Origin of the sequence: Roseovarius faecimaris (genome assembly GCF_009762325.1) — a bacterium.
Lineage (GTDB): Bacteria > Pseudomonadota > Alphaproteobacteria > Rhodobacterales > Rhodobacteraceae > Roseovarius > Roseovarius faecimaris.
In genome coordinates this window covers 3,205,273-3,228,943 of record NZ_CP034348.1, presented here as the reverse complement: position 1 = coordinate 3,228,943, position 23,671 = coordinate 3,205,273, and the positions used below count along the sequence as shown (strand labels likewise).

At 62.4% G+C, this 23,671-nt stretch carries 21 protein-coding genes and 1 riboswitch; of the genes, 8 read left to right on the top strand and 13 right to left on the bottom strand.

The genetic code is table 11. From position 1 onward, the window contains the following. The first annotated feature begins 57 nt into the window (after window positions 1-57). A complete protein-coding gene (locus EI983_RS16245) occupies window positions 58-1,020 on the top strand; it encodes a hypothetical protein (RefSeq protein WP_157708398.1) in 963 nt (320 codons plus the stop codon). 5 nt (window positions 1,021-1,025) lie between these two features. On the opposite strand, the gene EI983_RS16240 is transcribed toward EI983_RS16245, so the two are convergent. Further along, a complete protein-coding gene (locus EI983_RS16240) occupies window positions 1,026-1,220 on the bottom strand; it encodes a SlyX family protein (protein ID WP_157708397.1) in 195 nt (64 codons plus the stop codon). A 111-nt stretch (window positions 1,221-1,331) separates the two neighbouring features. Between EI983_RS16240 and hisS the strand changes: the two genes are divergently transcribed. The 4 genes from hisS (at window position 1,332) to EI983_RS16220 (ending at window position 6,277) form a co-directional block, all read left to right on the top strand. Beyond that, complete coding sequence (gene hisS / locus EI983_RS16235) at window positions 1,332-2,804, top strand: histidine--tRNA ligase (protein ID WP_157708396.1); 1,473 nt, start codon at window positions 1,332-1,334, stop codon at window positions 2,802-2,804. Next, on the top strand, window positions 2,804-3,889 hold the full coding sequence (locus EI983_RS16230; protein ID WP_157708395.1) for an ATP phosphoribosyltransferase regulatory subunit: 1,086 nt from the start codon (window positions 2,804-2,806) through the stop codon (window positions 3,887-3,889). The genes hisS and EI983_RS16230 overlap by 1 nt, the downstream gene beginning before the upstream one ends. Continuing rightward, window positions 3,886-4,581, top strand: a complete 696-nt coding sequence (hisG, locus tag EI983_RS16225) for an ATP phosphoribosyltransferase (RefSeq protein ID WP_157708394.1) — start codon at window positions 3,886-3,888, stop codon at window positions 4,579-4,581. The genes EI983_RS16230 and hisG overlap by 4 nt, the downstream gene beginning before the upstream one ends. Window positions 4,582-5,104: 523 nt before the next feature. Then, entirely contained in the window at window positions 5,105-6,277 is a 1,173-nt protein-coding gene (locus EI983_RS16220) for a mandelate racemase/muconate lactonizing enzyme family protein (protein WP_157708393.1), read from the top strand. A 104-nt stretch (window positions 6,278-6,381) separates the two neighbouring features. Here the strand turns inward: EI983_RS16220 and EI983_RS16215 are convergent, their stop codons facing one another. After that, window positions 6,382-6,810: a DUF1489 family protein gene (locus EI983_RS16215; RefSeq protein ID WP_157708392.1), complete on the bottom strand. Its 429-nt coding sequence runs from the start codon at window positions 6,808-6,810 to the stop codon at window positions 6,382-6,384. Between the two features lie 92 nt (window positions 6,811-6,902). On the opposite strand from EI983_RS16215, the gene EI983_RS16210 reads away from it, so the two are divergent. Then, on the top strand, window positions 6,903-9,182 hold the full coding sequence (locus EI983_RS16210; protein ID WP_157708391.1) for an adenosylcobalamin-dependent ribonucleoside-diphosphate reductase: 2,280 nt from the start codon (window positions 6,903-6,905) through the stop codon (window positions 9,180-9,182). 13 nt (window positions 9,183-9,195) lie between these two features. Here the strand turns inward: EI983_RS16210 and EI983_RS16205 are convergent, their stop codons facing one another. Both EI983_RS16205 and EI983_RS16200 read right to left on the bottom strand, forming a co-directional pair. Then, entirely contained in the window at window positions 9,196-9,561 is a 366-nt protein-coding gene (locus EI983_RS16205) for a cupin domain-containing protein (RefSeq protein ID WP_157708390.1), read from the bottom strand. A 62-nt stretch (window positions 9,562-9,623) separates the two neighbouring features. After that, window positions 9,624-10,481 carry an AraC family transcriptional regulator gene (locus EI983_RS16200; RefSeq protein ID WP_157708389.1) on the bottom strand — a complete coding sequence of 286 codons (858 nt, stop codon included), beginning with the start codon at window positions 10,479-10,481 and terminating at the stop codon, window positions 9,624-9,626. 163 nt (window positions 10,482-10,644) lie between these two features. On the opposite strand from EI983_RS16200, the gene EI983_RS16195 reads away from it, so the two are divergent. Next, complete coding sequence (locus EI983_RS16195; protein WP_157708388.1) at window positions 10,645-11,559, top strand: aldo/keto reductase; 915 nt, start codon at window positions 10,645-10,647, stop codon at window positions 11,557-11,559. 9 nt (window positions 11,560-11,568) lie between these two features. Here the strand turns inward: EI983_RS16195 and EI983_RS16190 are convergent, their stop codons facing one another. The 9 genes from EI983_RS16190 to EI983_RS16150 form a co-directional block, all read right to left on the bottom strand. Then, the gene (locus EI983_RS16190) at window positions 11,569-12,261 is read right to left on the bottom strand and encodes a thiamine ABC transporter ATP-binding protein (protein WP_157708387.1); all 693 of its coding nucleotides are present in this window, start codon (window positions 12,259-12,261) and stop codon (window positions 11,569-11,571) included. Continuing rightward, window positions 12,248-13,804 carry a thiamine/thiamine pyrophosphate ABC transporter permease ThiP gene (locus EI983_RS16185; RefSeq protein WP_157708386.1) on the bottom strand — a complete coding sequence of 519 codons (1,557 nt, stop codon included), beginning with the start codon at window positions 13,802-13,804 and terminating at the stop codon, window positions 12,248-12,250. Before EI983_RS16185 ends, EI983_RS16190 begins: the two co-directional genes overlap by 14 nt. After that, on the bottom strand, window positions 13,780-14,757 hold the full coding sequence (gene thiB / locus EI983_RS16180) for a thiamine ABC transporter substrate binding subunit (RefSeq protein ID WP_157708385.1): 978 nt from the start codon (window positions 14,755-14,757) through the stop codon (window positions 13,780-13,782). Before thiB ends, EI983_RS16185 begins: the two co-directional genes overlap by 25 nt. A 37-nt stretch (window positions 14,758-14,794) precedes the next feature. Continuing rightward, window positions 14,795-14,899: riboswitch (TPP riboswitch) on the bottom strand. 129 nt (window positions 14,900-15,028) lie between these two features. Continuing rightward, window positions 15,029-15,613, bottom strand: coding sequence for an amino acid synthesis family protein (locus EI983_RS16175; protein ID WP_157708384.1), 585 nt, complete (start codon window positions 15,611-15,613; stop codon window positions 15,029-15,031). Continuing rightward, window positions 15,610-16,191, bottom strand: a complete 582-nt coding sequence (locus EI983_RS16170) for an amino acid synthesis family protein (RefSeq protein ID WP_157708383.1) — start codon at window positions 16,189-16,191, stop codon at window positions 15,610-15,612. The genes EI983_RS16175 and EI983_RS16170 overlap by 4 nt, the downstream gene beginning before the upstream one ends. Next, entirely contained in the window at window positions 16,184-17,068 is an 885-nt protein-coding gene (locus EI983_RS16165; RefSeq protein ID WP_246162213.1) for a UPF0280 family protein, read from the bottom strand. The genes EI983_RS16170 and EI983_RS16165 overlap by 8 nt, the downstream gene beginning before the upstream one ends. Next, the gene (locus EI983_RS16160; protein ID WP_157708382.1) at window positions 17,050-18,537 is read right to left on the bottom strand and encodes a 6-hydroxynicotinate reductase; all 1,488 of its coding nucleotides are present in this window, start codon (window positions 18,535-18,537) and stop codon (window positions 17,050-17,052) included. The genes EI983_RS16165 and EI983_RS16160 overlap by 19 nt, the downstream gene beginning before the upstream one ends. After that, window positions 18,530-21,292, bottom strand: a complete 2,763-nt coding sequence (locus tag EI983_RS16155; RefSeq protein WP_157708381.1) for a molybdopterin-dependent oxidoreductase — start codon at window positions 21,290-21,292, stop codon at window positions 18,530-18,532. Before EI983_RS16155 ends, EI983_RS16160 begins: the two co-directional genes overlap by 8 nt. Further along, on the bottom strand, window positions 21,285-22,133 hold the full coding sequence (locus EI983_RS16150; protein ID WP_157708380.1) for an FAD binding domain-containing protein: 849 nt from the start codon (window positions 22,131-22,133) through the stop codon (window positions 21,285-21,287). The genes EI983_RS16155 and EI983_RS16150 overlap by 8 nt, the downstream gene beginning before the upstream one ends. Before the next feature lie 226 nt (window positions 22,134-22,359). On the opposite strand from EI983_RS16150, the gene EI983_RS16145 reads away from it, so the two are divergent. Beyond that, window positions 22,360-23,658: an ABC transporter substrate-binding protein gene (locus tag EI983_RS16145; protein ID WP_157708379.1), complete on the top strand. Its 1,299-nt coding sequence runs from the start codon at window positions 22,360-22,362 to the stop codon at window positions 23,656-23,658. Window positions 23,659-23,671 lie beyond the last annotated feature (13 nt).

Genomic DNA, 23,671 nt, shown 5'->3' with positions numbered 1-23,671 from the left:
ATGCGTTATGCCAAGCCCCATCCATGGGGGGATAGGGGCCTGTTTGCTGCACGGTTCATGATCTGTTTGTCAGCGTGTGTCGCTCTTGTTGGCTGCGGGGATCCGCTCGCCGATTTCCCACGCCTGTCCGAGCAGGACCTGCCCGAGGATGCCGCCACTGTGGATATCGCCGCCACTGCCGGGCCTGAGAACACCAACGTGCTTGCGCAGCTTCTGGGTGCGGCCCAACCCTCTGAAGCGGCGGTCCCAGACACCGTAACTGAGGACAGTGCCGAACCTGCAACAGCCACAGCCCAGCCTCAGAAATCCGGTCTTTTCGCGTTTTTCACCCGTGCGGCCCCTGCTGCTGATACCACTCCGGTGGAGCCAACAACAGAAACACCCTCTGCCAACCTCGCGCTGGCCATGCCTGGCGATGAACCCGCACAGGTTGAGACGGCCAGCTTGTCTCCACCGTCAGAGCCTGCCGCAGATGCAAAACGCAAAGGTTTCAACCTCTTCGGCGGAGCGGCCAAGCCCGATGTTGCGGCGGTGAGCGAGATCGCTCCGGGCACTGTCCTGCCCTATGGCAAAGTGGCGCGCATCTGCGGGCTGAGCAAAAGCCAGATGGGCAAGAAGGTGGCGCAATTCCCCGAGAGCCGCCCCCGGCATAAGATTTATGATGGCGATCCCGGCAACACCGCGCCGCACAGTTTTTTCATAACCGGCTTTGCCGATGGGTGCGCGCGGCAGTTCACGGCCTCGCTTGCCATGTTCGGGTCCGTCGCCATGCATGAACAGCTCCGTTATGGCCTGCCTGCCGAGGTGCAGCCCTATAGCGATACGGACAAGGCGTATGACAAGCTGAAATCCCGCATCTGCGGCGTGCCGCGCAAGAAACCCTGCGGGGCCAAGCTGGCGCGCCTGGAAAACAACACGGTATTCGTGAGCATCTATGAGCGTTTTGGCAGCAACTCGCGCTGGAAGAACCTGCTTTTGCATGATGGCGAGATGGTCGCGACCGATATCAAGGGCGGCTAGGTATTTCAGTAATGCGGCGGCCGCTCATCCCCGAGCACCACACCTCCGGACCCGTCCGCCTCGCGTTCTGCTTCGCGTTGCATCAGCATGGCCACGCGCCGGGTCAGCACGTCGATCTCGCGTTGCTGTGCGGCCACCACGTCCGATAGCTCGTCCACCGTGCGGATGAGATGGGCCAGGGTTTCCTCGGTTTTGCTCATGCCGTCCGGTCTAGGCATATCCGCGAGGGCCGTCAATCGGGTGCCGGCGCTTGCTCCTGCCTGCCCCATCCGCTAGACCGCGCGGCGAAACCTGCCTCAAGGACGCCTGTCATGGCCAAACCCAAGAAAACCCCGCGCCCCAAGGCCGAAACGCCCAAAGGCTTCCGCGATTATTTCGGCCGCGACGTCACCGAACGCGCCGAGATGCTTGCATCCATTGCCGAGGTCTATCATCGCTACGGGTTTGACGCGCTGGAAAGTTCGGCGGTCGAGACGGTCGAGGCACTGGGCAAGTTCCTTCCGGATGTGGACCGGCCCAATGAGGGTGTATTTGCCTGGCAGGAGGACGAGGGTGACTGGCTGGCGCTGCGCTATGACCTGACCGCGCCGCTGGCCCGTGTCTATGCGCAACACCGCAACGACCTGCCCACGCCCTATCGCCGTTATGCGATGGGTCCCGTCTGGCGAAATGAAAAGCCCGGGCCAGGGCGCTTTCGCCAGTTCTACCAATGCGATGCCGACACGGTTGGCACGGCCTCTCCGGCAGCGGATGCCGAGATTTGTGCGATGCTGGCCGACACGCTGGAGGCCGTGGGTATTCCGCGCGGCGACTACCTCGTGCGGGTCAATAACCGCAAGGTGCTGAACGGTGTGCTTGAGACGATGGGGCTGAATGACAATGCAGAGCGCGATGCGGTTCTGCGCACCATCGACAAGTTCGACAAGGTGGGCGAGGCCGGGGTGCGAGAGCTTCTCGGTAAGGGACGGCTGGATGCGTCGGGCGCTTACATCGATGGGGTCGGGCTGAGCGAAGATCAGGCAGGCCCGGTTCTGGCGTTTCTTACGTCAAAAGGTGCGGATGCCCAAACGACACTTGCCAATCTTCGAAGCGCGATCGGCGAGAGTAGCATCGGTGCCGAAGGTGTGCAGGAGCTTGAAACGATCGCGGGTCTTCTGGCCGCACAAGGCTATGGCCCCGACCGGATCGAGATCGACCCGTCGGTCGTGCGCGGTCTTGGGTATTACACCGGCCCCGTGTTCGAGGCCGAACTGACCTTCGATATTCTCGACGAGAAAGGCCGCAAGCGGCAGTTCGGTTCGGTCGCGGGTGGCGGGCGCTATGACGATCTGGTCAAGCGCTTCACCGGGCAGGCCGTGCCGGCCACGGGCGTGTCCATCGGTGTGGATCGGCTGCTGGCGGCTCTGCGCGAAAAGGGCCGTGTCGGTGGCAGCACCCAGGGCCCTGTCGTCGTTACCGTGATGGACCGTGACCGCATGGCCGATTATCAGGCGATGGTGGCCGAGCTGCGCAGCACAGGTATCCGCGCCGAGGTCTATCTGGGCAATCCCAAGAACTTCGGTAACCAGCTCAAATATGCCGACAAGCGCGGCAGCCCCGTCGCAGTGATCGAAGGGGCCGAGGAAAAGGCAAATGGCGTAGTCCAGATCAAGGATCTGATCCTTGGCGCGCAGATCGCCGAGAACGCCACGCTGGAGGAATGGAAAGAGCGCCCGAGCCAGTTCGAAGTGCCACGTGATCAGCTTGTCGCGAAGGTGCGCGAGATTCTGGACGGTCAGGGCTGATGCCAGAGCGCGCCGCGATCCGGGCCGAGGCCGCGCGGCTGCGCGACCTTTTTGAAGCGCAAGGCGCGCAAGTGGTGGAAACCGCTGTGCTCCAGCCTGCCGAGGTTCTGCTCGATCTTTACGGTGAGGATATCCGCGCGCGCGCCTATGTCACCTCTGACGCGCTGCGCGGCGAGCAGATGCTGCGCCCCGACTTCACCGTGCCCGTGGTGCAGATGCATATGGAACATGGGGCAGAGCCTGCGCGCTACACCTATGCCGGAGAGGTCTTTCGCCGACAGGAGGATGATCCGGAACGCAAGAACGAGTACCTGCAAGTCGGCTATGAGATATTCGAGCGTGAGGCGCCGGATGCGGCGGATGCCGAGGTGTTCGCCCTGATCCATGATATTCTGAAGCCGCTTGGCCTGCGCGCCGCAACGGGGGATATCGGGATCCTCACTGCGGCTGTGGCGGGGTTGCAAACAACAGAGCGGCGCAAGCGCGCGCTGATGCGCCATATCTGGCGGCCGCGCCGGTTTCGCGCGCTGATCGAGAGGTTTTCCGGTCGCGCGCCCTGGCCAAAGGCGCGTCTGGCGCTGCTGGAAGAGGCCGATCCCATGGCAGGGGCGACACCTCTGATCGGGTTGCGAAGTGCCGCCGAGATCGCCGCGCGTATCGACGCGCTGCAGGAAGACCGCAGCGCCCCGCCGCTTTCGGAAGGTGAGGTCGACGTGATCGATGCGATCCTCGCGGTCCGCGGGAACAGCGATGACGCGCTGGAGCGGCTGCGCGATATTGCGGTGGACATGCCCGCCATTGGTATCGCTGTCGAACGCTTCGCGGCGCGGCTTGGTGCTCTCGATGCGCGCGGGATCGATGTGGCTGCGCTTGAGTTCGAGGCCTCCTATGGCCGCACTCAAATGGAATATTATGACGGGTTCGTATTTGGCTTTACCGCCGAGGCGCGTCCGGATCTGCCGCCTGTTGCCACCGGCGGGCGCTATGATGCGTTGACGCGTCGCTTGGGCCAGGGCCGCGAGATCCCGGCTGTGGGCGGCGTGATCCGTCCGGGGCTGGTGCTGGCATTGGGGGGCGTGGCATGAGCATCAAGCTGGGCGTACCGTCCAAGGGCCGACTGATGGAAAAAAGCTTCGACTGGTTTGGCCAGCGGGGTATCGCGCTTGGCCGTTCCGGGTCAGACCGCGAATATGCTGGCGCCGTGGACGGTATAGAAAACGTCGAGTTGATCCTGCTTTCAGCAGGGGAAATTCCGCGGGAACTGGCGGCGGGGCGCATTCACCTTGGCGTCACCGGAACAGATCTTGTTCGTGAAAAGCTTGCAGGCTGGCAAAACCGGGTGACGGAACTGGAGCCATTGGGTTTTGGTCAGGCCGATCTGATCCTCGCGGTGCCGCAAGCCTGGGTCGATGTCAGCACACTCGATGATCTTGATGCGGTGGCTGCCGCATTCCGTGAACGGCATGGTTTCCGGCTTAGGATCGCAACCAAGTATCACCGCCTTGTGCGCGAGTTCCTGCGTTTGAACGGCGTGGCGGATTATCAGCTTGTCGATAGTCAGGGCGCGACCGAAGGCACTGTTAAGAACGAGACCGCGGAGGCGATTGCCGATATCACCTCAACGGGGGACACCCTGCGCGCCAATCATCTGAAGGTGCTCGATGACGGGCTGATCCTCAGCTCTCAGGCGACTTTGTTTCAGTCACGTATGGCTGAGATTCCCGAGGCTGATCGGCACACGATGACTGAGCTTCTGACGCGTCTTGCTCTGGGGTGACGGATCTTTCGGGGGCGGTGTGACCTGTTGGACCACCCGAGGCGTCCAACGCATGTTTTTGAAGCGATTTCGCGGTTTCGACCGCTGACATGGTCGCCGCAGATACGCTTTGCATATAGGGCTGTGCCGCCGCCGCAAATCCGCCCGCGCCCGGCGCCCGGACCACCCCGTTGCGCAGAAGCTGCGCCTGCATCGCCTCCGCCGCTTCGGGTGTGAGCCGCAGCTTTCGTGCCAGCACCCCCGCCGAGCATCCGCCGCTGCTGCGCGCCAGATGGGCGCCAAGCCCGTACATATATGCCGAAAAGCCCGCTGCCGGAGCAGCGGTGGCGGTGGGTATCGCGGGCAGGGCCGGTACAAGGCCAAGCGCGGCGAGGGATTTTGCAAAGTCACGTCTGTTCATGACAGACATATGGGGAGGCACATGGGGAATTGCGAGCCGTTCGCAATAAATACCGTGTATTTCGGGGATACCGACACTGCGAAAAACCTTTAGAGTTCCGGTAGCCTTCGCAGGAGCGCACGTATGAAGATCCGGTCCATTTCGGCCACAGCGGTCAATATCCCCTTCGTTGCCCCCTATCGCTTTAGCTATGGCAGTATCGCATCGCTTACCAAGACGGTGATCCAGCTTCGGACAGAAGACGGGGTCGTTGGTCTCGGTGAATGTGCAGATGGTGATCGCGTGCGGGACGTCGAGGTGATGGGGGAGGCGCTGATCGGGCTCGATATCCGCCTCATTCAGGACGCGCGACGGCGGGTTGTTCCCGATATGGAATACAGCGCCTGGGCCAATCTGCCAGGATTGCGCCGCGCGTTTGGCGGGATCGAGATGGCCATGTGGGATGCGCGCGGCAAGACCGAAGGCGTGCCGCTCTGGCATTTGTTGGGGGGCAAGGCCCGTGACCACGTGGCTCTGACCGAATACTTCTCGTTCCGTGAACCGGGGCCGACGCATCCAGGTGAGAGTACGCCGCTGGAGATTGCCCGGTTTTGCGCCGAGATGATCGAACAGCACGATGCCCGGATATTCGAAGGCAAGCTTGCCACCGTTGATCTTGCCACCGAGGTGGAGATGGTCCGGGAGATCAGAGCGGCGATTGGAGACCGCGAGTTGAGACTGGATGCCAATGGCGGCTGGACGCTTCCCTCGGCGAGGCAGGCGATCCTCGCATTGCAGCCCTATGATGTGGCCTGGTACGAGGAACCGGTTGAAAGCTACGAGGAAATGGCGGCGCTGCGTGCGATGACGCCAGCCAGCTTTTCGGCACATAGGATCGATCTGCGCAAAGCCGTGGCCTTGGGCGCTCCGGACGCGATTGTGACCAATCTTAATGAGCTTGGAGGCATCGCCAATACGGTCGCGTTTATCGCCGCCTGTGAGCGGTTCGATGTGGGATTTCGTTTTCATTCCGGCGAGACGGGTATCGCCAGTGCGGCTTATCTTCAGGTCTCGGCGGCGTTGGAGCCAGTGCGCGGGGCGTCGCAGACCCTTTTTCGCTGGTATGCGGATGATGTGATCGAGGGCGGACCTTTTGTGCCGAAATCGGGGGCTGTCTCGGTGCCGGACGGCCCGGGGCTGGGCGTGGTGCTGGACAGCAAGGCGCTTGAGCGGTGCCACCAGCGCTATTGCGATGAGGGGGCTTTCCCTGCAGCGACGAAGGCGGGCAGATATGGTGGAAGTTTCCGCAAGCTCTGAGCGCGGTATCGCCCCATTCGGGCGCGCCCGCCCACCCACCCTGCGCCCTCATGGGGCGATGCGCGTTGCGGGTGGGTGTTTGGACCAAGAAGGCGCAGGCGCGTTTATAGAACGCCGATATCAGCGAGGGCAGCGGATAGATCGGCGGGCAGAGTGTCGTCGCTCTGACGGCCTTTAGGCAGGTCGACAGGCGCATCGTCGCCGGGCAGGTAGCGCCATCCCTGAAACGGGCGTTTGCGGGCGCTGGTGGTGCGGATCAGCTCCGGGTCGAGCACGATCGCGCAGCGACGGATGCCATCGGAGCCGATGACCTCATCCAGCCGCACGATCCTCTGGCGGCATTGCACATGGCCCTGGATCACCCAGTAGATCGATCCGCCATCAAGCAGCTCCGCTTCACGCTTGGGCCACATGCGCGTCACATGGCGCGGCAACCCATCGGCCCCCTGGGCGCGCTTGGTCTTGTGCCATGCGGCGAGGTCCTCGACGCTCTCGGTGCCGACGCTGAGCTTGATGAGATGTAGGTTGGCCAAAAGAATCCCCTGAGTCCTGGGTAGATATCGTAGTGGAAAGAAAGAGGCATTCAAGTTATTGTGCCCGTCTCTATCATCAGGGAATCGCCGATATGAGCCGTTTTGCTGCCCCTATTTCCGAAGCCATCTGGGATATGAAGTACCGCTTCAAAGCCTCGGACGGCACGCCGCATGACCTGACTGTCGAGGACAGCTGGCGGCGCGTGGCGCGGGCTTTGGCCGTGGTGGAGGATGACGCCGCCCATTGGGAAGATGTCTTTTATCGCGCGCTTGAGGATTTCAAATATCTGCCGGCGGGGCGGATCACGGCGGGTGCCGGGACGGGCCGCAAGGTGACGCTTTTCAACTGCTTCGTGATGGGCACGATCCCCGACGATATGGGGGGTATTTTCGACGCGCTGCGCGAGGCGGCGCTGACCATGCAGCAGGGCGGCGGCATCGGCTATGACTTTTCGACCATCCGGCCGCGTGGCGCCGATGTGAAGGGCGTGGGCGCTGATGCCTCCGGCCCCCTGAGCTTTATGGATGTGTGGGATGCGATGTGCCGCACGATCATGTCTGCAGGCAGCCGCCGGGGCGCGATGATGGCCACGATGCGTTGCGATCACCCCGATATCGAGGATTTCATCGCCGCCAAGGCCGATGCCGCGCGGCTGAGAATGTTCAATCTGAGTGTATTGGTGACCGATGATTTCATGGAAGCCGTGAAGTCCGATGGCAGCTGGGAGCTGCAGTTTGACGGTAAGGTCTATCACACCGTGCAGGCGCGTGACCTGTGGAACCGGATCATGAAGGCGACATATGATTTCGCCGAACCCGGGGTGATCTTCATCGACCGCATCAACGCCGCCAATAACCTGGCCTATGCCGAAACGATTGCCGCGACGAACCCCTGCGGAGAGCAGCCTTTGCCGCCTTATGGGGCGTGCCTGCTGGGGTCGATCAACCTCGCACGGCTTGTCTACGCACCGTTTGAGGATGGCGCGCATGTCTGTGAAACCGCGTTGAGCGAGCTTGTGACCACCGCCGTGCGGATGATGGACAATGTGGTGGATGCGTCGCAATTTCCCCTGCCTGAGCAGGCGGCGGAAGCAAAAGCAAAGCGGCGCATCGGTCTTGGCGTCACGGGCCTGGCGGATGCGCTTCTCATGGTCGGGCTGCGCTATGGCAGTGACGAGGCCGCCGCCCAGACCGAAAACTGGCTACGCGCCATTGCCCGTGCCGCTTACCTGGCGTCGGTGGATCTGGCCAAGGAGAAAGGCGCGTTTCCGCTCTTCGATGCGGAGGAATACCTTGCCAGCGGGACGATGCAATCCATGGACGACGATGTGCGGGATGCTGTTCGTGAGCACGGTATTCGCAACGCTTTGCTGACCTCGATCGCCCCCACCGGCACGATCAGCCTTTATGCCGGGAATGTCAGCTCGGGGATCGAGCCGGTTTTTGCCTATTCCTACACCCGCAAGGTGCTGCAACGCGATGGCAGCCGCACGGAGGAGGAAGTGGTCGATTATGCCGTGCAGCTTTGGCGCGAGAAATTCGGGGATGCGCCGCTGCCGGAGTATTTTGTCAACGCCCAGACCCTTGCGCCGCTGGAGCATGTGAAGATGCAGGCCGCCGCGCAGAAATGGGTGGACAGCTCCATTTCCAAGACGATCAACTGCCCGGCCGATATCAGCTTCGAGGCGTTCAAGGACGTCTACATGGAGGCTTGGGATACGGGCTGCAAGGGCTGCACTACCTACCGGCCGAATGATGTGACGGGGTCGGTTTTGAGTGTGAGCGAAAACGCCGATAAGGTGCCGGATGAAAGCCCTGCCATTGCATCGCCCGAGGGCGGTGAGGTCGTGTATATGTCCGAACCATTGGACCGCCCGACCGAGCTGGAAGGCGCCACTTACAAGCTGAAATGGCCCGACAGCAATCATGCGATCTATGTCACTGTCAACGACATCGTGCTGAACGGCCACCGTCGCCCGTTTGAGGTGTTCATCAACTCCAAGAATATGGAGCATTTCGCCTGGACCGTGGCGCTGACCCGCATGATCTCGGCTGTGTTCCGGCGCGGCGGCGACGTGTCTTTCGTGGTGGAAGAGCTGAAGGCCGTGTTCGATCCGCGCGGCGGGGCGTGGATGAATGGAAAATACATTCCCTCCATCCTCGCGGCCATCGGCGGAGTGCTTGAACAGCACATGGTCGCCATTGGTTTCCTCGAAGGCGAAGGCATGGGGCTGAAGGCCGACCCACGGGCGCAGGTGGTGAATCTCGACAGCCCCAAAGGCCCGGCCTGCCCGTCCTGCGGTCAGTATGACATGCGCATGGTTGAGGGGTGTATGACATGCGGCAGTTGTGGGCATTCCAAGTGCGGGTAGGGGTTTTTACCGCTCACTCGAAATAGGTCACGTCGCTGCCATCGCCGCGGCTGGGCGGTGCATAGACATCGATGAAGATCACCGGGTCTTCGCCAAGGATCTCTCCGCCATGGGGCATGTCCGCCGGGGCGAACCACATATCGCCGGCTCCGACCTCTCGTGTCTCATCGCCCACGCGCAGGCGCATACGCCCCTGCACCATGACACTGACCTGCTCATAGGGGTGTGAATGAAGCGGATAGGTGCTGCCCGGTTCGAATTTGACCCAGCAAAGCTCCTGATGAGAGCCGCGCGCCAACGCACCGCGCCACCAGACCTGCATGCCAGGAAAAAACTCTGCGGCATTCTCGGCCTCGTCGAGCGTGATGATGTTGGGCATATCGGAGCCTTCTCAGATGCTCCGGAAAGCCTGCATCAGTTTGCTGTGTCTGCCAACGATATTCAGGCGGCTGCCAGGGCGCGGCTGGGGGGGACCCCGAATTTTCTGGCGAAGTCGCGACTGAAATGCGTAGGGCTTTCATACCCCACCTCGAAACTCGCCGATGCGACGCTGTGCTGCCCGCCCTGCAAGAGGGATTGCGCTTCGATCAGGCGAAGATCTTTCTGATATTGCAGGGGCGAAGTGCCGGTCACGGATTTGAAATGCGAATGGAAGGACGACGTGCTCATGCCAACCATGCGCGCAAGGGTCTCGATTGCGAGAGGCTGACGAAACCCGGACCTGATATGCAGAATGGCCTTGGCGATACGGCTTGCATGGCTGTCGACCTTCAGCAGATTGCGCAGCATGCCCCCGATCGGCGAGAGCAGCAGGCGATAATGTATTTCGCGCAAGGTCAGCGGCCCGACAACCGTCAGATCCAGTTGGGAGCCGGCCAGGCGCAGATACCGTTGCAGCGGCTCCATCCAGGCCGGGTCGGCCGCCTGGCGCGACAGCGACCTCGCGTCGGGTACGTTCTCCAACGTATCTCCGAGCTGCTCGTAGAGACCGCGGATAGCTGCCAGGTCTATTTCCAGGATCAGGGCAAGGTAAGGTTTGTCCTGGCTTGCCTCGGTGATCTTCGAGACAACCGGCAGATCGTGACTGACCAGAAGCGCGTCACCCGTTCGGGCGCAAACCGTCTTGTTCCCGATGGTCACTTCTTTAGCGCCTTGAAGGATCAGGCAAATCACAGGACGATATATCACAGCCTCGATTGAGGAAGGCGCCTCTCTTTGCAGAATGTGAATGCCCGGTGGATATGCCCTATTTTCAGATAATAAGCGCAGAGCAAGCTCTCGAAGTTCATCCAATCTCATGTGCGCCTCCTTTCTGAGAAGCCTAGCGGACCAAAAATGCAAATGCACCTGAAACAATTCATGTTTAGAGAATTAGGCAGGTCTATTACAGGTTCTGGCAGGCGCAGGACGCTGTCTGCCCCTATGCTCGGATCAGGACAGTCGCACGAAAGGACATTCGATAATGACTCTCATGACCCAAAGTTTTCCCCTTACATCCAACGTTTCGATACCGGCGGTGGGGTACGGGACCTATCTTGTTTCGCCCGAAGACGCCCCGGCTGCGATTGAGGCGGCGATTACCGCAGGCTACCGGCATATCGACACCGCGTCGGGATATCGCAACGAAGTTGAGGTTGGCGAAGGGCTCCGCAACGGACTGGCAGCGAATGGCCTGTCGCGCAAGGATGTGTTCGTGACGGCGAAGCTCTGGCCCGGCAATCCGGCCTGGGGTGATGCCCCGAAAGGTTTTGACGAGACGATAGCGGCCTGTGACGACAGCCTTGAAAAGCTGGGGCTCGACTATGTGGACCTTTATCTCATCCATGCCCCGTATGGCGGCGCGGAGCGGTTGAATGAATGGCGGGCCCTGCTGGAGCTGAAGGCCAGCGGAAAAGCCAGGTCAATCGGTGTCAGCAATTTCAACGAGGATCATCTGGAAGAAATCAAAGCCGCCGGTTTGTCGATGCCCGACGCCAACCAGATCGAACTGCACCCCTGGTCGCAGAAGCCCGATCTTCTGGCCTATATGCGTGCAAACGCGATTGCGCCGATTGCCTATAGCAGCCTCGTGCCGCTTTCCACCTGGCGCACCGAGCCGGGCCAGGACAGCGCCAAGACCGAAGAGATGCGTGCCGATGGTCATGTCTTTGCTGGAATGGCGGAAAAATACGGGGTGACCGAAGCTCAGTTGCTGCTGAGGTGGGGGGTTCAGAACGGGTATGCCGTGCTACCCAAGAGCCTGAACCCGGAGCGAATGGCCCAGAACATCGCGCTTGCCGGGTTCGAGATCGACGCGGAAGACATGGCACGAATGGCGGGCATGGATCGCGGTGATGGCGTGGCCTGGGCGTCCGGTGATCCCAGCAAGGCAGAGTAAGCGGGCGGATCAGCCCAGATAATCGCGCAGCTCAGGCGGCGGATTGCTGAGCAGCGCCTTGGTTTCCACCGGGGGCGCTGCGCACGCCCCCGCAACCAGGATCGCATGCCCGCAGATCCGGAGCGCATCGTCGGGATCATGGCTCACCATCAGAAGCGTGGCACCGGTTTCGTTCACCAGATCGGCCACAAGATCGAGCATGTCGGCCTTGAGCGCTGGGCCAAGGGCGGCAAAGGGCTCGTCGAGTAACAAGATGGCGCGGCGCTGCACCAGAGCGCGCGCCAGGGCCACCCGGCTTTGTTGCCCCCCGGAGAGTTCCGCAGGCTTGCGTGCGCCCATTCCTTCAAGCCCGACCCGTGCAAGAGCGGTGTCGACCGTCTGCTTCTCGCTTGCGGTGAGCCGGGCCACCGGGCGCAAACCGAGCCCGACATTCTGCGCCGCAGTGAGATGCGGGAAAAGGTTACCGTCCTGAAACAGCATGGCCACGGGGCGTTGCCCTGGCGGCTGATCAGACATGTCGTTTCCTTGCCAGGTGATGCGCCCGGCGCTCAACCCGCGAAAGCCCGCGATTGCCTCCAAAAGGGTGGATTTACCTGAGCCGGAGGGGCCGATCACCGCGCAGCGCGATCCTTGGGCAATCTGAATATCGGCCGAAAGTGTGAACGAGCCGTTTTCGATCCGGCAGGCTTCAAGCTTCAGCATGATACCGTCCCCCTCGGTCTAGCAGCCAGAATATGGCCATCGACAGGATCAGCAGCAGCAGAGCCGCCGCCGCAGCATCCTGCACCCGGTAGGCCCCCATCAGACGAAAGATCTGCAGCGGCAGCGTGGCAATCTCGGCATCGGCAAACAGCGCGATCACGCCAAGATCGCCCATTGACAGCGCGGCAGCAAGTCCCGCGGCAAACCCGATCTGCGCGCGCATGCGGGGCAGCAGAACCAGACGGGCAAATGTGACGTGTCCCATGTCGAGTGAAAGCGCAAGGCGCGACATGTCGTGAACCACCGCGCGCGCTCTGGGGATGAGAATGCGCAATGCGAAGGGCAGGGCCATAACGGCATTCACCAGCGCCGTGACCGGCAGGGCCAGCGCAAAAGGGTCGGCCACGGGGCGGAGCAGGATGAAAAGCCCGGTGCCGATGACGAGGGGCGAGGCGGCCAAGCCAAGGATCCCCGCGAGTTCGATTGGCCCGGCCCGGCCAAGGGCAACACCGGCGGCCATCGGCAAGGCCAGCCCAAGCAGAAGCACCGTGCTGCCCAATGCGACGGCAATGGATGTGAGCGCGGCGGAGAGAACGGATGCAGGCATCCGGGCGAGGTCTGGCAGGCCCGCGATGCAGATAGCAAGCAGCGGCAGAAGCAGGAACAGTGCGGCAAGGACAATCCATGTTGCATCAAGCAGTCTCGCCCCGATACTGCCTCCGTCCCAGCGGCGCAGGTGGCGGTCAAGCCCTGTGCCAAAGCCGTCCCCCCTGGTCAGACGCAAGGCGAGCCCGGCTGCGCAGAGCGTGAGAACGAGTTGCATGCCCGAGAGCATCGCCGCACGACCAAGGTCGAAATCGAACCGGAAGGCCTGATAAATCGCGAGCTCCAGCGTGGTGGCGCGTGGTCCGCCGCCAAGCGTCAGCGCCACGGCAAAGCTGCTCAGGCAGATTGCGAAAACCACCGCCAGCGCTCCGGGGCAGGCGCGGCGCAGCAGGGGCGCTTCGATCAGTCGAAACATGGTCCAAGGGCTGAAATTGAGCTGAGCCGCGATGCGGTACTGCTCGGCGGGTACCTCCTGCCAGGCCTGGAGGATCAGGCGCGTCGCCAATGGCAGGTTGAAAAAGACATGCGCCAGAACAACCCCATGCAAGCCATAGATCTGCAGCGGTTGAAACCCGGCTGCGACCAGAAGATCACTCAGCCACCCCGACCGTCCGAAGATCTGCAAGAGGCCCAGAATGGCCACGATCACCGGCAGGATGAACGGTGCGCCAAGCAGCGCGATCAGCAGGCGCCGCCCAACAAAGCGGCGCCGGGCCAGCGCCCGGGCCACCGGTACCGCAAGAGCCACGCTCAGAAGCGCGGAAAGCGCCGCCTGTACGACTGTAAAGCGCAGCGCGGCCCAATCCGCAAAGCTGAGGCCGCGACCGGTTTCGGCACGCAGTGCCACTGCCAGCAGCGTGCCCAGGATCAGCGCCGCGACAGCCAGTGCCGCGACGCGTCCGGGCCAGGCGCTCAGCGGCTGAGCGCGGTGAGCCATTCGTCCAGCGCCAGGTCGCGCAGTGCGGCAGCGTCTTCAGGCGAGAAGAGAAGCGACGTGGCGGGTGTGATCAGTGTCTCGAACCCATCAGGCAGCCCCGAGGCCGGAGTGATCGCGGGATACATCCAGTTCGTCGTCGGGATGATCTCCTGAAACGCATCTGACACCATGAAGGCCAGAAACTGATCCGCAAGCTCAGCCTGGTCGCTCGACGCTAGCTTGGCCGCCACCTCGACCTGCATGTAATGCCCTTCGTCGAAGGCTGCGGCGGCCTTCGAGGCGTCGTCCTCGGCGATCAGATGATAAGCCGGCGAGGTTGTGTAGCTCAGCACCATGTCGGCTTCGCCTTCCAGGAAGAGGCCATAGGCCTCGGACCAACCCTTCGTGACCGTCACGATATTGTCGGCCAGCCCCTCCCAGATCACCGGAGCCTCGTCGCCATAAGCAGCCTTGACCCACATCAGCAGGCCCAGGCCGGGCGTTGACGAGCGCGGATCCTGGATAACGATGGTGGTGTCGCTTTCGGCGAGCGCCCTGAAATTGGCGGGAGGCGTGATCTCGGCCGAGTGGACAAAGGCGAAATAACCCCAATCGTAGGGCACAAAGATGTCGTCGGACCAGTTCACCGGCAACGCATACTCCGCGCTGACCGCGTGCGGTGCGAAAAGGCCGGTATCCCGCGCCGCCTTCATCAGGTTGGTGTCAAGCCCGAGCACAAGATCGGCATCGGTGCGGTCGCCTTCAAGCCGGACCCGCGCCAGCAGGGCCGCGCCGTCCTCGATGCCCACAAGTTTCAGGTCGCAGCCGCACGTTGCTTCAAAGGCGGCTTCCACCTGAGGCCCTGGGCCCCAGTCGGATACAAAGCTGTCATAGGTATAAACGGTAAGCTCGGGCGCCTCAGCCAAGGCCGTGGTTGCGCCAAGAAGTCCCGCAGCAAAAATAAGATGTTTCATGTCATCCTCCTTTGCGACGGAAGGGCAAGGGCGGATGCATGCTCCGGAAAACCTTCCCTCCGCCGGTTCTAGCCGGTTCAGGTTCAACGGGTTCGCAGATTGCATCTCAGCATGGTCGCGCCATGCACCCCGAGGTATCGGTGTAGGTAGAGTTTGCCCCCGCAAAGAGCAAGTCGAAAACGTTATTTTGCGCCGCCAAACCGCAGGGCGTGGAAGAGATTTTTCGTACGAAAAATCTTGGCCTCAGGAATTCAGTATATTTTTCCGAGGCTTACCGAAGGCCATCTTTCCCTTCGGCCTCGCCATGGGTCAGTCCGCCAACGCGTGGCAGGGGTCGGCCGCTATCCGTCACCGCCACGGCGACCAGGATTTCGTTGGCGCGGGGGGCATCGTTCATGCGCACCTCGACCCCGTCGAAATGTGAGCGCACATATGCCGCATCCTTATGGCCCAGGGGCACGTCGAGATCCTGCCCCGGTCCACCCATCTTTTTCGACGACGGCACAAGCGCGGCCCCCTTTTCCACAGCTTTGCGCAGCGGCGCGCCCAGCTTCGGGTGCAGGATCGCGGCGGCGTGTTCCAGCTCTCCGTTTTCGCCCACCATCGCCGCCTTGCCATAGCTTTCGGCCTGATCGGGTGTGATCCCCAGCGCCTCGACGCATCGCTCGCCCAGCATGCCACCCAGCTCTGCACCGATATCCATCAGCGGAGTGAGGTCTTCGACATACGTGCCGGCAAAAGGATTGGCGATGACCGCCACCGCCACAGCCTTGCGCGTGGGCGGGTCAATGGTCTTGCCCATTTCCAGGTGGGTCTCTTCAACCCAGACCGCTGTTTTGCGAATGTTCAATGTCATCTCAGTCCGTCCTCTCCTGTGATCTCCCACGCCTCCAGCCCACCCGAGCGGGAATGAACGCGCGCGCCGGTTGTCATGACCAGCGCCAGCAGCATTTCATCGGCGGCCGGAGCATCGTTATGACCCACCTCCATTGCGTCGAAATGGCTGCGCACATATGAGGCGTTGATATGGGTGATGGGCACATCGAGCCGCGCGCCCTTCGCGCCGACCTTCTTGCTGGACGGCACGATGGCCCTGGTTCCACCAATCACCTCGCGCATCGCATAACCGCCCGGATTGTGCCAGAGCGCGGCATGCTCCACCTCGCCGTCCAGCCCGATCAGCGCGCCCTTACCGTAGCCTTCGATTTTGTCGGGCCCGCCAAGAATATCCACAAGACGCCGGGCCATGCGCAGGCCGAGAGGGCGCAGGTCGTCCATGAAATCCTGAATGTCCTCTACATAGCGCTTGGCGAAGGGGTTCTTTATCACCGCCAGCGCCGCGGCGCGCCTGACCGGTGTTTCCGCCACCGGGCCGCCTTCGTGATGGATATCCTCCACGACTGTGACCAGTTTTCGCAGGATCAGCTCAGGCATGGGCCAGCTCCTCTTTGGATGGTGCGCGTATCGGCAGGGATCCCGACATACGGGACTGACCGCGCAGACTGAGATGGGCGGCGCGAATCTGGCCGCTGGCCAACAGGGTGTCGGCCCTCTTTTGGCCGCGGATCAGCGCGTCGCTCACGTCCTGAGCGTGCAGGGGGCCAACATGCGTCACGATCTGCTGATCGCCCAGATCGCTGTCCGGGTGATTGTGTGACGCAGTGGCGCGCCGGATCGCGGCGTGTCCCGGAAGATCCACCGCATTGGCAATCAGTGTGGCGGCAACATCGGCGCGGGCCGCGGTTGCCGCCAGAACGGTCACACTATCGGCAATGCCAAGCGAGAGGCTGCGCCCGCCCTGACCGCTGGTCGCGATGCCGGCGATGCCATCATCGGAGCCGAGCGTGATCCGCCCCAGTTCCGCCCCGTTCAATCCCATGATCGCCGTCTTCATTTCTGCGCCGGGGGACACATGCAGAGCGATGTCGCCGCCATTGTTGACATAGGCCCGCTCAAGGCGGGTGGCCCGGGTCATCGCGGCAAGTACCTCTTCGGCCACAGCACCCGCCACGGCGGCCATCGGCGTCACAAAACAGAGCGAGGCGAGGGGCCGACAGGCATCGAACATGCGCCTCGCCACCTGTCCCGAGGGAAGGGCGGCGGTCGGATCGACGGGCGCGCGCAGCAAAGGAAGCTCTTCGGTCAGTTCCTGCAGGATCGTTTGAAAGCGCACGAAGGCCGCCTCAAACGCGGCGCTTCGTTGCGCTTCGGGCTCCACCCCGATGATCAGGTCGATCGGGCCGTGATGCAGATGCAAACGCCCCCCCGCGATCAGCGATGCCTGCGCCTGCATCATGAGCGGTCCCGCCATTTGAAATTTCGCGCATGGGTCGGGTCGCTTCGTGGGTCGACCTTGCCCACCTTGCGGACCTCGGGGCGGTCGACGGCTTCGAGGGGCTGCACCTCGTCCATATGGCCGCCCAGGGCGGCGTAGTCGCTCAGGCGCATGGTGAACTCGATAGGTGCGACCAAAGCCGGTGTGGGGACATAGCCAAAGGCATTGGACGGCATGTTGAGCACATCGGCCATGATCGTGATGCCGCCGCCCGGCCAGACATAGGCCTCGGCCCCTCCAACACTCACGAGGGTCAGGCTATCCTTGACAGACCGGGTGAGGCGCACCGGGTTTTCGGTCACCCCGGCGCGGAGCGATCCACCTGCGCCGCCCATGAACAGCACCGAACAGACCGAGGGCTCGCAGTTTTCGGCAATGCGCTCGGCTGAGGCGCGCAAGGCGGCGGGCATGGGTTTGGGCTGTGGCACCAGATCGTCATCAAGCTCGTAATAGGCGGATTGCTCGCCCGTGGTCGAGACCATCAGCAGGCGTAAACCCGGCCAGGCTTTCTTGGGGTCGCTCGGTTTGAGGATGGTCAACGGATCCTCGATGTTGGTTCCGCCCCAACCCGTGCCCGGCTCCGCAACCTGGAAATAGCGCCCCGGCGTGGAACGGCGGCCATTGATCCGGATGCCGGTGGGCGGCACGTCAAGCTGCTGACCGGCCTGATGTTCCGAAAGCTGGCCGGTGATATGGTCATCCACCACAATGACTTCATCCGCGTGACCCACCCATTGCGCGGCGAACATGCCGATCGCGGCCGAGCCGCAGCCAACGCGCATCAGATTTTCACGCTCCCCGTCGATGATCGGGGCCTGACCGGCCTGCACGACGACGGTCGCGCCCTCGTCAATGCACAGTTCCACCGGTTCGCAATTACACAGTTTCAGCAGCGTGTCACAGGTCACGCGACCCTCTTTTTTCGTGCCGCCGGTAAGGTGCTCCACGCCGCCCAGCGACAACATCTTGGAGCCATATTCTGAGGTCATCACATGGCCGACAGGCTCGCCGTCTGCACGCACAATGGCGCGCTCGTGGCCAATGTGCCGGTCCGTGTCGATTTTGATCTTCACCCCGCAATAAGAGAAGATGCCTTCCGTCACCACGGTGACCATGTCCACCCCCTCGACATCCTGACTGACGATAAAGGGGGCAGGCTTGTAATCGGGGTATGTCGTGCCCGCGCCAATGGCAGTGACAAACGGCCGGTTGGCCTGCAGCAGATCGCCATCCCAATCGCCCGCGGAGCCGGTGGGCAGGAAGGGCACGGCCTTCACCCCTTTCTCAGCGGCCCCTTCGATGATGGTCAGCGGATCGAGCCGAACCAGGTCGCCGCCGTGATTGGCGTAGCGGTCACAGGCGCCGACTTTGCCATCCGCGATGTAGCACATGACCGGACAGGCATCGCACCGGATCTTTTCTTCGGGCCGGATACGTTCAGTCATGGCCTGCCTCCCGGAGCGCTGCGCGCACGACCGACGGTGTGGCGGGGACCTGGCGGATGCGCACACCCGACGCGTGGGCGATGGCGTTCAGAATCGCGGGTGCGGTCGGGATAAGCACATGTTCGCCAAGCCCCTTTGCGCCATAGGGTCCGTGCGCATCAGGGTCTTCTATGATGAGGGTGTCGACCGGCGGCATATCGCCCGTTGTTGGGATCAGATAATCGTGCAGGTTCTCGGTGCGCCCGGGCAGATACTCTTCCATCAGCGCCATCCCGAGCCCCTGCGCGATACCGCCTTGCACCTGACCTTCCACCAGCAAAGGATTGATCGCCTGCCCGAGATCATGCGCCGCGGTGAACTTGCGGGCTTTGACCGTGCCCAGGGCAAGGTCCACCTCCACCTCGGCCAGATGAGCGGCATAGCCAAACTGCGCATAGGGGATGCCCTGTCCGTTCTCGTCGAGCGGCCGGGTGGGCGGATCATAGGTTTCGCAGGCCCGCAGCACATAGCCGTCCTCGTCCGGCGCCAGTTTGGCCAGGTCGATCTCATGGGTCTGCCCGGCATCGGTCACGATGATCCGTCCCCCATCGATGGCGAGTCCGGCGTCTTCGGAAGCGTTGACCATGACCAGGATCTGCCGTCGCAACGCCTCTCCCGAGAGGCGCGCGGCATTTCCCGAAACGAAAGTCTGACGCGAGGCGGACGTCTTGCCGCCGTCTGGGGTGATATCCGTATCTGCCCCGATGAGCTGCATCTCGTGGACCGGCAAGCCTAGTGCTTCGGCAAATATCTGGGCAATGACTGTGTTCGCTCCCTGGCCGATATCCATCGCGCCCTGATGCAGAACGACGCTGCCATCGGCGCGAAGCCCGGCCTTGATCGTCGATGGATTGGGCAACGACGTGTTGCCGCAGCCGTACCAACCCGCGGCCACGCCGACGCCAAGACGCAGCGGGGTTTGCTCTGCCTCGGCCTGGGCGTTGAACGCCTCTGCCCTGGCGCGGCTCTCACTCCAGGCAGGACGCAGCGCCTCCAGGCAGGCTTTGATTCCGACACCCTGTTCGAACACCTGTCCGCAGACCGTTGGCTGCCCTGCCGTAAGCGCGTTCCTGATGCGGAACTCCAGCGCATCCATGCCAAGCTGTGCGGCAAGCTCATCAAAGAGCGATTCCTGCGCTATCGCCGATTGCGGAACACCGAAGCCCCGGAACGCGCCCGAGGGCGGGCCGTTTGTGTAGACGGCTGTGCTCTTGGCGCAGTAATCGGTCAGGCGGTACGGCCCTGAGGCATGCACGGGCACTCTATTTGCCACGGTCGGCCCCCAGGAGGCATAGGCTCCGGTGTTGAATTGTCCGGTGAAGTCCATACCGCAGAGCGTACCATCCGCCTTCGCCCCAATCCTCACAGCGATCTGCGCCGGGTGGCGTTTGGTGGTCGATTGCATCGATTCTGTGCGGCTATAGGTGGCGCGTACCGGCCGCCCGGTCTTGACGGCCCCCAGCGCGACGAGCGGCTGAATCGACAAGTCGAGCTTTGAGCCAAACCCGCCTCCTACCGCGGTTGGGGCAATGCGGACGCGTGCTTCGTCCCAGCCGAGAATCAATGCCATGCTTTCGCGGTTCATCACCGGGGCCTGGGTGCCCGCATGGATCACGATGCGGCCCTCTTCGAGATAGGCATAGGCGGCTTCCGGTTCGATATAGCCATGCTCGACGTAAGATGTGGTGAACTCGCCTTCGGCTGTGACATCGGCTTCTTGCAGCGCGGTGTCGGCATTGCCGCATTGCACAAGCCCCTTGCACATGATGTTGCCGGAGCGGTCCGCATGAAGCTGCGGGGCATTGGGCGCCAGGGCTGCGCTGATCCCTTCGGCGGCGGGGAGGGGCTCCCATGTGACCGGAAAGGATTGCATGTCAAAGGCCTGCATGGCCTGGGCCGTACCGATGACCGCAGCAACCGCCTCGCCACGAAAACGCGCTTCGGTTTCGGCAAAGACAGGCTGATCGATGAACCCGGGAATCACGCCATAAAGGTTTTGACCCGGCACATCCGCTGCCGTCAGGACGGTTTCGATTCCGTCTGTTTCGGCGACGAAGGCCTCAAGGTCGCCAAAGCGGAAGCCAGCCCTTGCATGCGGCGAGCGGAGCACCCGCAGCACCAATGTATCGCCGGGGGCGATATCGTCCGAGAACACTTCCTGTCCTGAGACTTTCGCGAGCCCGTCCAGTTTGCGGATCGGTGCGCCTACACGGCCGGTATCGGGTGGCTCAGGCCAGACGCCCCGACCCGCATCGCAGACCGCGTCGATGATCTTGCGATAGCCGGTGCAGCGGCAAAGCACACCTCCAAGCGCCTCTTCGACCTCTGCGGCAGTGGGCTCTGGCAGACGCCGGAGAAGCGCCACTGCCGTGACCATCATGCCCGGGGTGCAAATGCCGCATTGTGCCGCCGCATGCGCCTGAAAACTCTCTGCCAGTCGCCGGGCGTCGGGGTCCGCCTTGACCAGCCCGGCCAGGGTTTCCACGGAGCGCCCGTTGGCCTGGGGTGTCGCCATCAGGCAGGCGCATACCGGCTCCCCATCGACCAGCACGGTGCAGGCTCCGCAATCGCCCGCGTTGCATCCGATCTTGACATCCCGCTGATCCAGCCGTTCGCGCAGGGTGTGCGACAGCCGTTCGCCGATCCGGCTCTCGGTGGCCGCGGCGCTACCGTTGAGGGTGAAGGCAACAGGCAAATCGGTGCTTGGCTTATCCATGATCGGGCTCCAGGCAGGCCAGGACCGCGCGGTGGCAAAGTGCGGCGGCGGCCTCGATACGGTAGGTTTCTGAGCCGCGCACATCGGCAATCGGCGAGAGCGGATCGAGATGCGCCGACCAGAGCTGAGAGGCGCCATGCAGGTCAGCATGGCTTTGTCCGACAAGAGCAGCCTCCAGTCCCGGAAGCCGCTGGGCCACGGCGGAACAGGCTCCGACCGCGATGCGGGCCTGTTCGATACGCCCTGCCTCGTCCAGTGCGACCAGAGCGGCGACCATGGCGATGGAAATCACAAGATACTTGCGCGCACCCAGCTTTATAAACCGGCTTTCTGAGTTTTCCGGAAAGGGCGGGATATGGAGTGCGGTCACCATTTCTCCGGGCCGCAGATCGGTTTGCCGCACACCTGTGATGAACTGGGACAGGGCGATGCGGCGTGTGGCCGTGGCAGAGCTGATCTCGACCTCGGCATCAAGTGTCAGAAGCGGCGGCACCCCATCTGCGGCCGGAGAGGCGTTGCAGATATTGCCCGCTACTGTTCCGGCATTCTGGATTTGCCAGCCGCCAACCTGCCGCGCGGCCGTTTTCAGGCCGTCAAACGCGGGGGGCAGATCGGCCTGCAGGATATCGCTCCACCGGGTTGCGGCCCCGATACGCCAGCCGGACCCGGCGCGAGTGATCCCGCGCAGAGCGTCCAGCCGGGTGATGTCCAGAAATTCGGTTGGCGCAGGTCCGTCGCCCATCGCCGGATAGACATCGGTGCCACCGGCAATGATCTTGGCCTTGGTTCCGGCGAGAACCTCCAAAGCGTCTCCCAGCGATGTCGGGACGTGATAGCCCATGTGGCAGCAGGCTCCAATTCGTTCGCACACAAACAGAATATGAGCCGCGCCCGAACCCTGTCAATTTCTTTCTCGGCGCTCCCGGCCGGGCGATTTTCCCCGTGAAGTGAAGCGGGCTCGTGCTTAGGCTGAGAGGGTGAGCACAAGTTTCTCTGGACTTTTCATTAGCACACACACAAAATCGGTTCACAAGGCCAGCCAAGAGCCATTCCATGGGAGATATGTCATGACCAACAAGACCAAGCAAAGCTTCACGCGCCGCGGGCTTCTGAAATCCATCGGTGCCGGCGCAGGTGTAGCCGCGGCATCGAGCTTCGTGCCGGATGTGGCGCGTTTTGCCCATGCTCAAAGCTCCGGACCGATCAAGATCGGTTTCCAGCAGCACGCCACCGGGATCGGCGCATCCTATGGTCGCTGGTACGGACGCACGACCGAGGCCGCCGCCGCGCGGATCAACGCGATGGGCGGTATCAATGGCCGCGAGGTACAGATCATCGCCGAGGATGACGGCACCGATCCCAAGCGTGGCGCCGAAGTCGTCGAAAAATTCGCCAAGCAGCATGAATGTGATATCGCCTTTGGCACGCTTTTCAGCCACGTGGTCTATGGCTCTGCCCCGCGCGCGGGCGAGCTGAAGCTGCCGTATTTCGTGGTGTCCGAGGGGCATCACGTCGCCTCCGGCGCGCTCAACCGCTATACGCTTCAGCCCGGCATCACAGATGTGAAAAGCCAGGTGATCGCAATGGCGCCCTTCGTGTCGGAGAACCTCGGCAAGAAGGTGACGATGATCTATCCCGACTTCGCGTTCGGGCATGATCACCGCGACTTCTTTACCGAAGCGATGACCGCCCAGGGCGGTGAGATTGTGGCCTCCATCGCCATCCCGCCGACGGAGACCTCCTTTACCCGCTACTTCCCGCAGATCCCGCGGGAGACGGAAGTGCTCTATCACGTCATGGTGGGCCCTGCTGTGCTGACTTTCGTCAAGGAACTGGGCGAGTTCTTCGGGCCCAGTGGCCCGCAGCTTTTCGGCTTTATCGACAGCCTGGAAGCGGTCAGCTTTGGCAGCCCCGGCCTTGAGTTCCTGGAAGGCACCTATTTCTGGGAGGGGAATCCGCGCCACGCGCAGGCCGACCAGTCCGAGCATGACAAGGCCTATCGCGCCGCTGTGGGGGTGAATGAAATGGGCGCCTCGGTGGAGGATGAGAAGGACGTGTCGACCTACGCGCATATGTTCGGATGCTGGGAGACGCTCAACATCATCAAAGCAGGCATGGAAGCCTCGGGCTATTCCGGCCCGGGCGACCGCGCGTCGCTGATCGAAGCGGTCGAGGCGATGACGGACATGCCGGAATCGGATGATCACCCGCAGGGGGCCAAGAAGTTCAATGGCAAGACCCACCAGACTTTCGGACATCAGTATATCTCAAAGGTCATGGACGGAAAGCTGGTGAAACAGCATACAACCTCGATCGAAGACGGGATGTACGAGGACGAGGTGGATTACACCCAGATGTCGTTCTGAGTCTGTAGTCGTA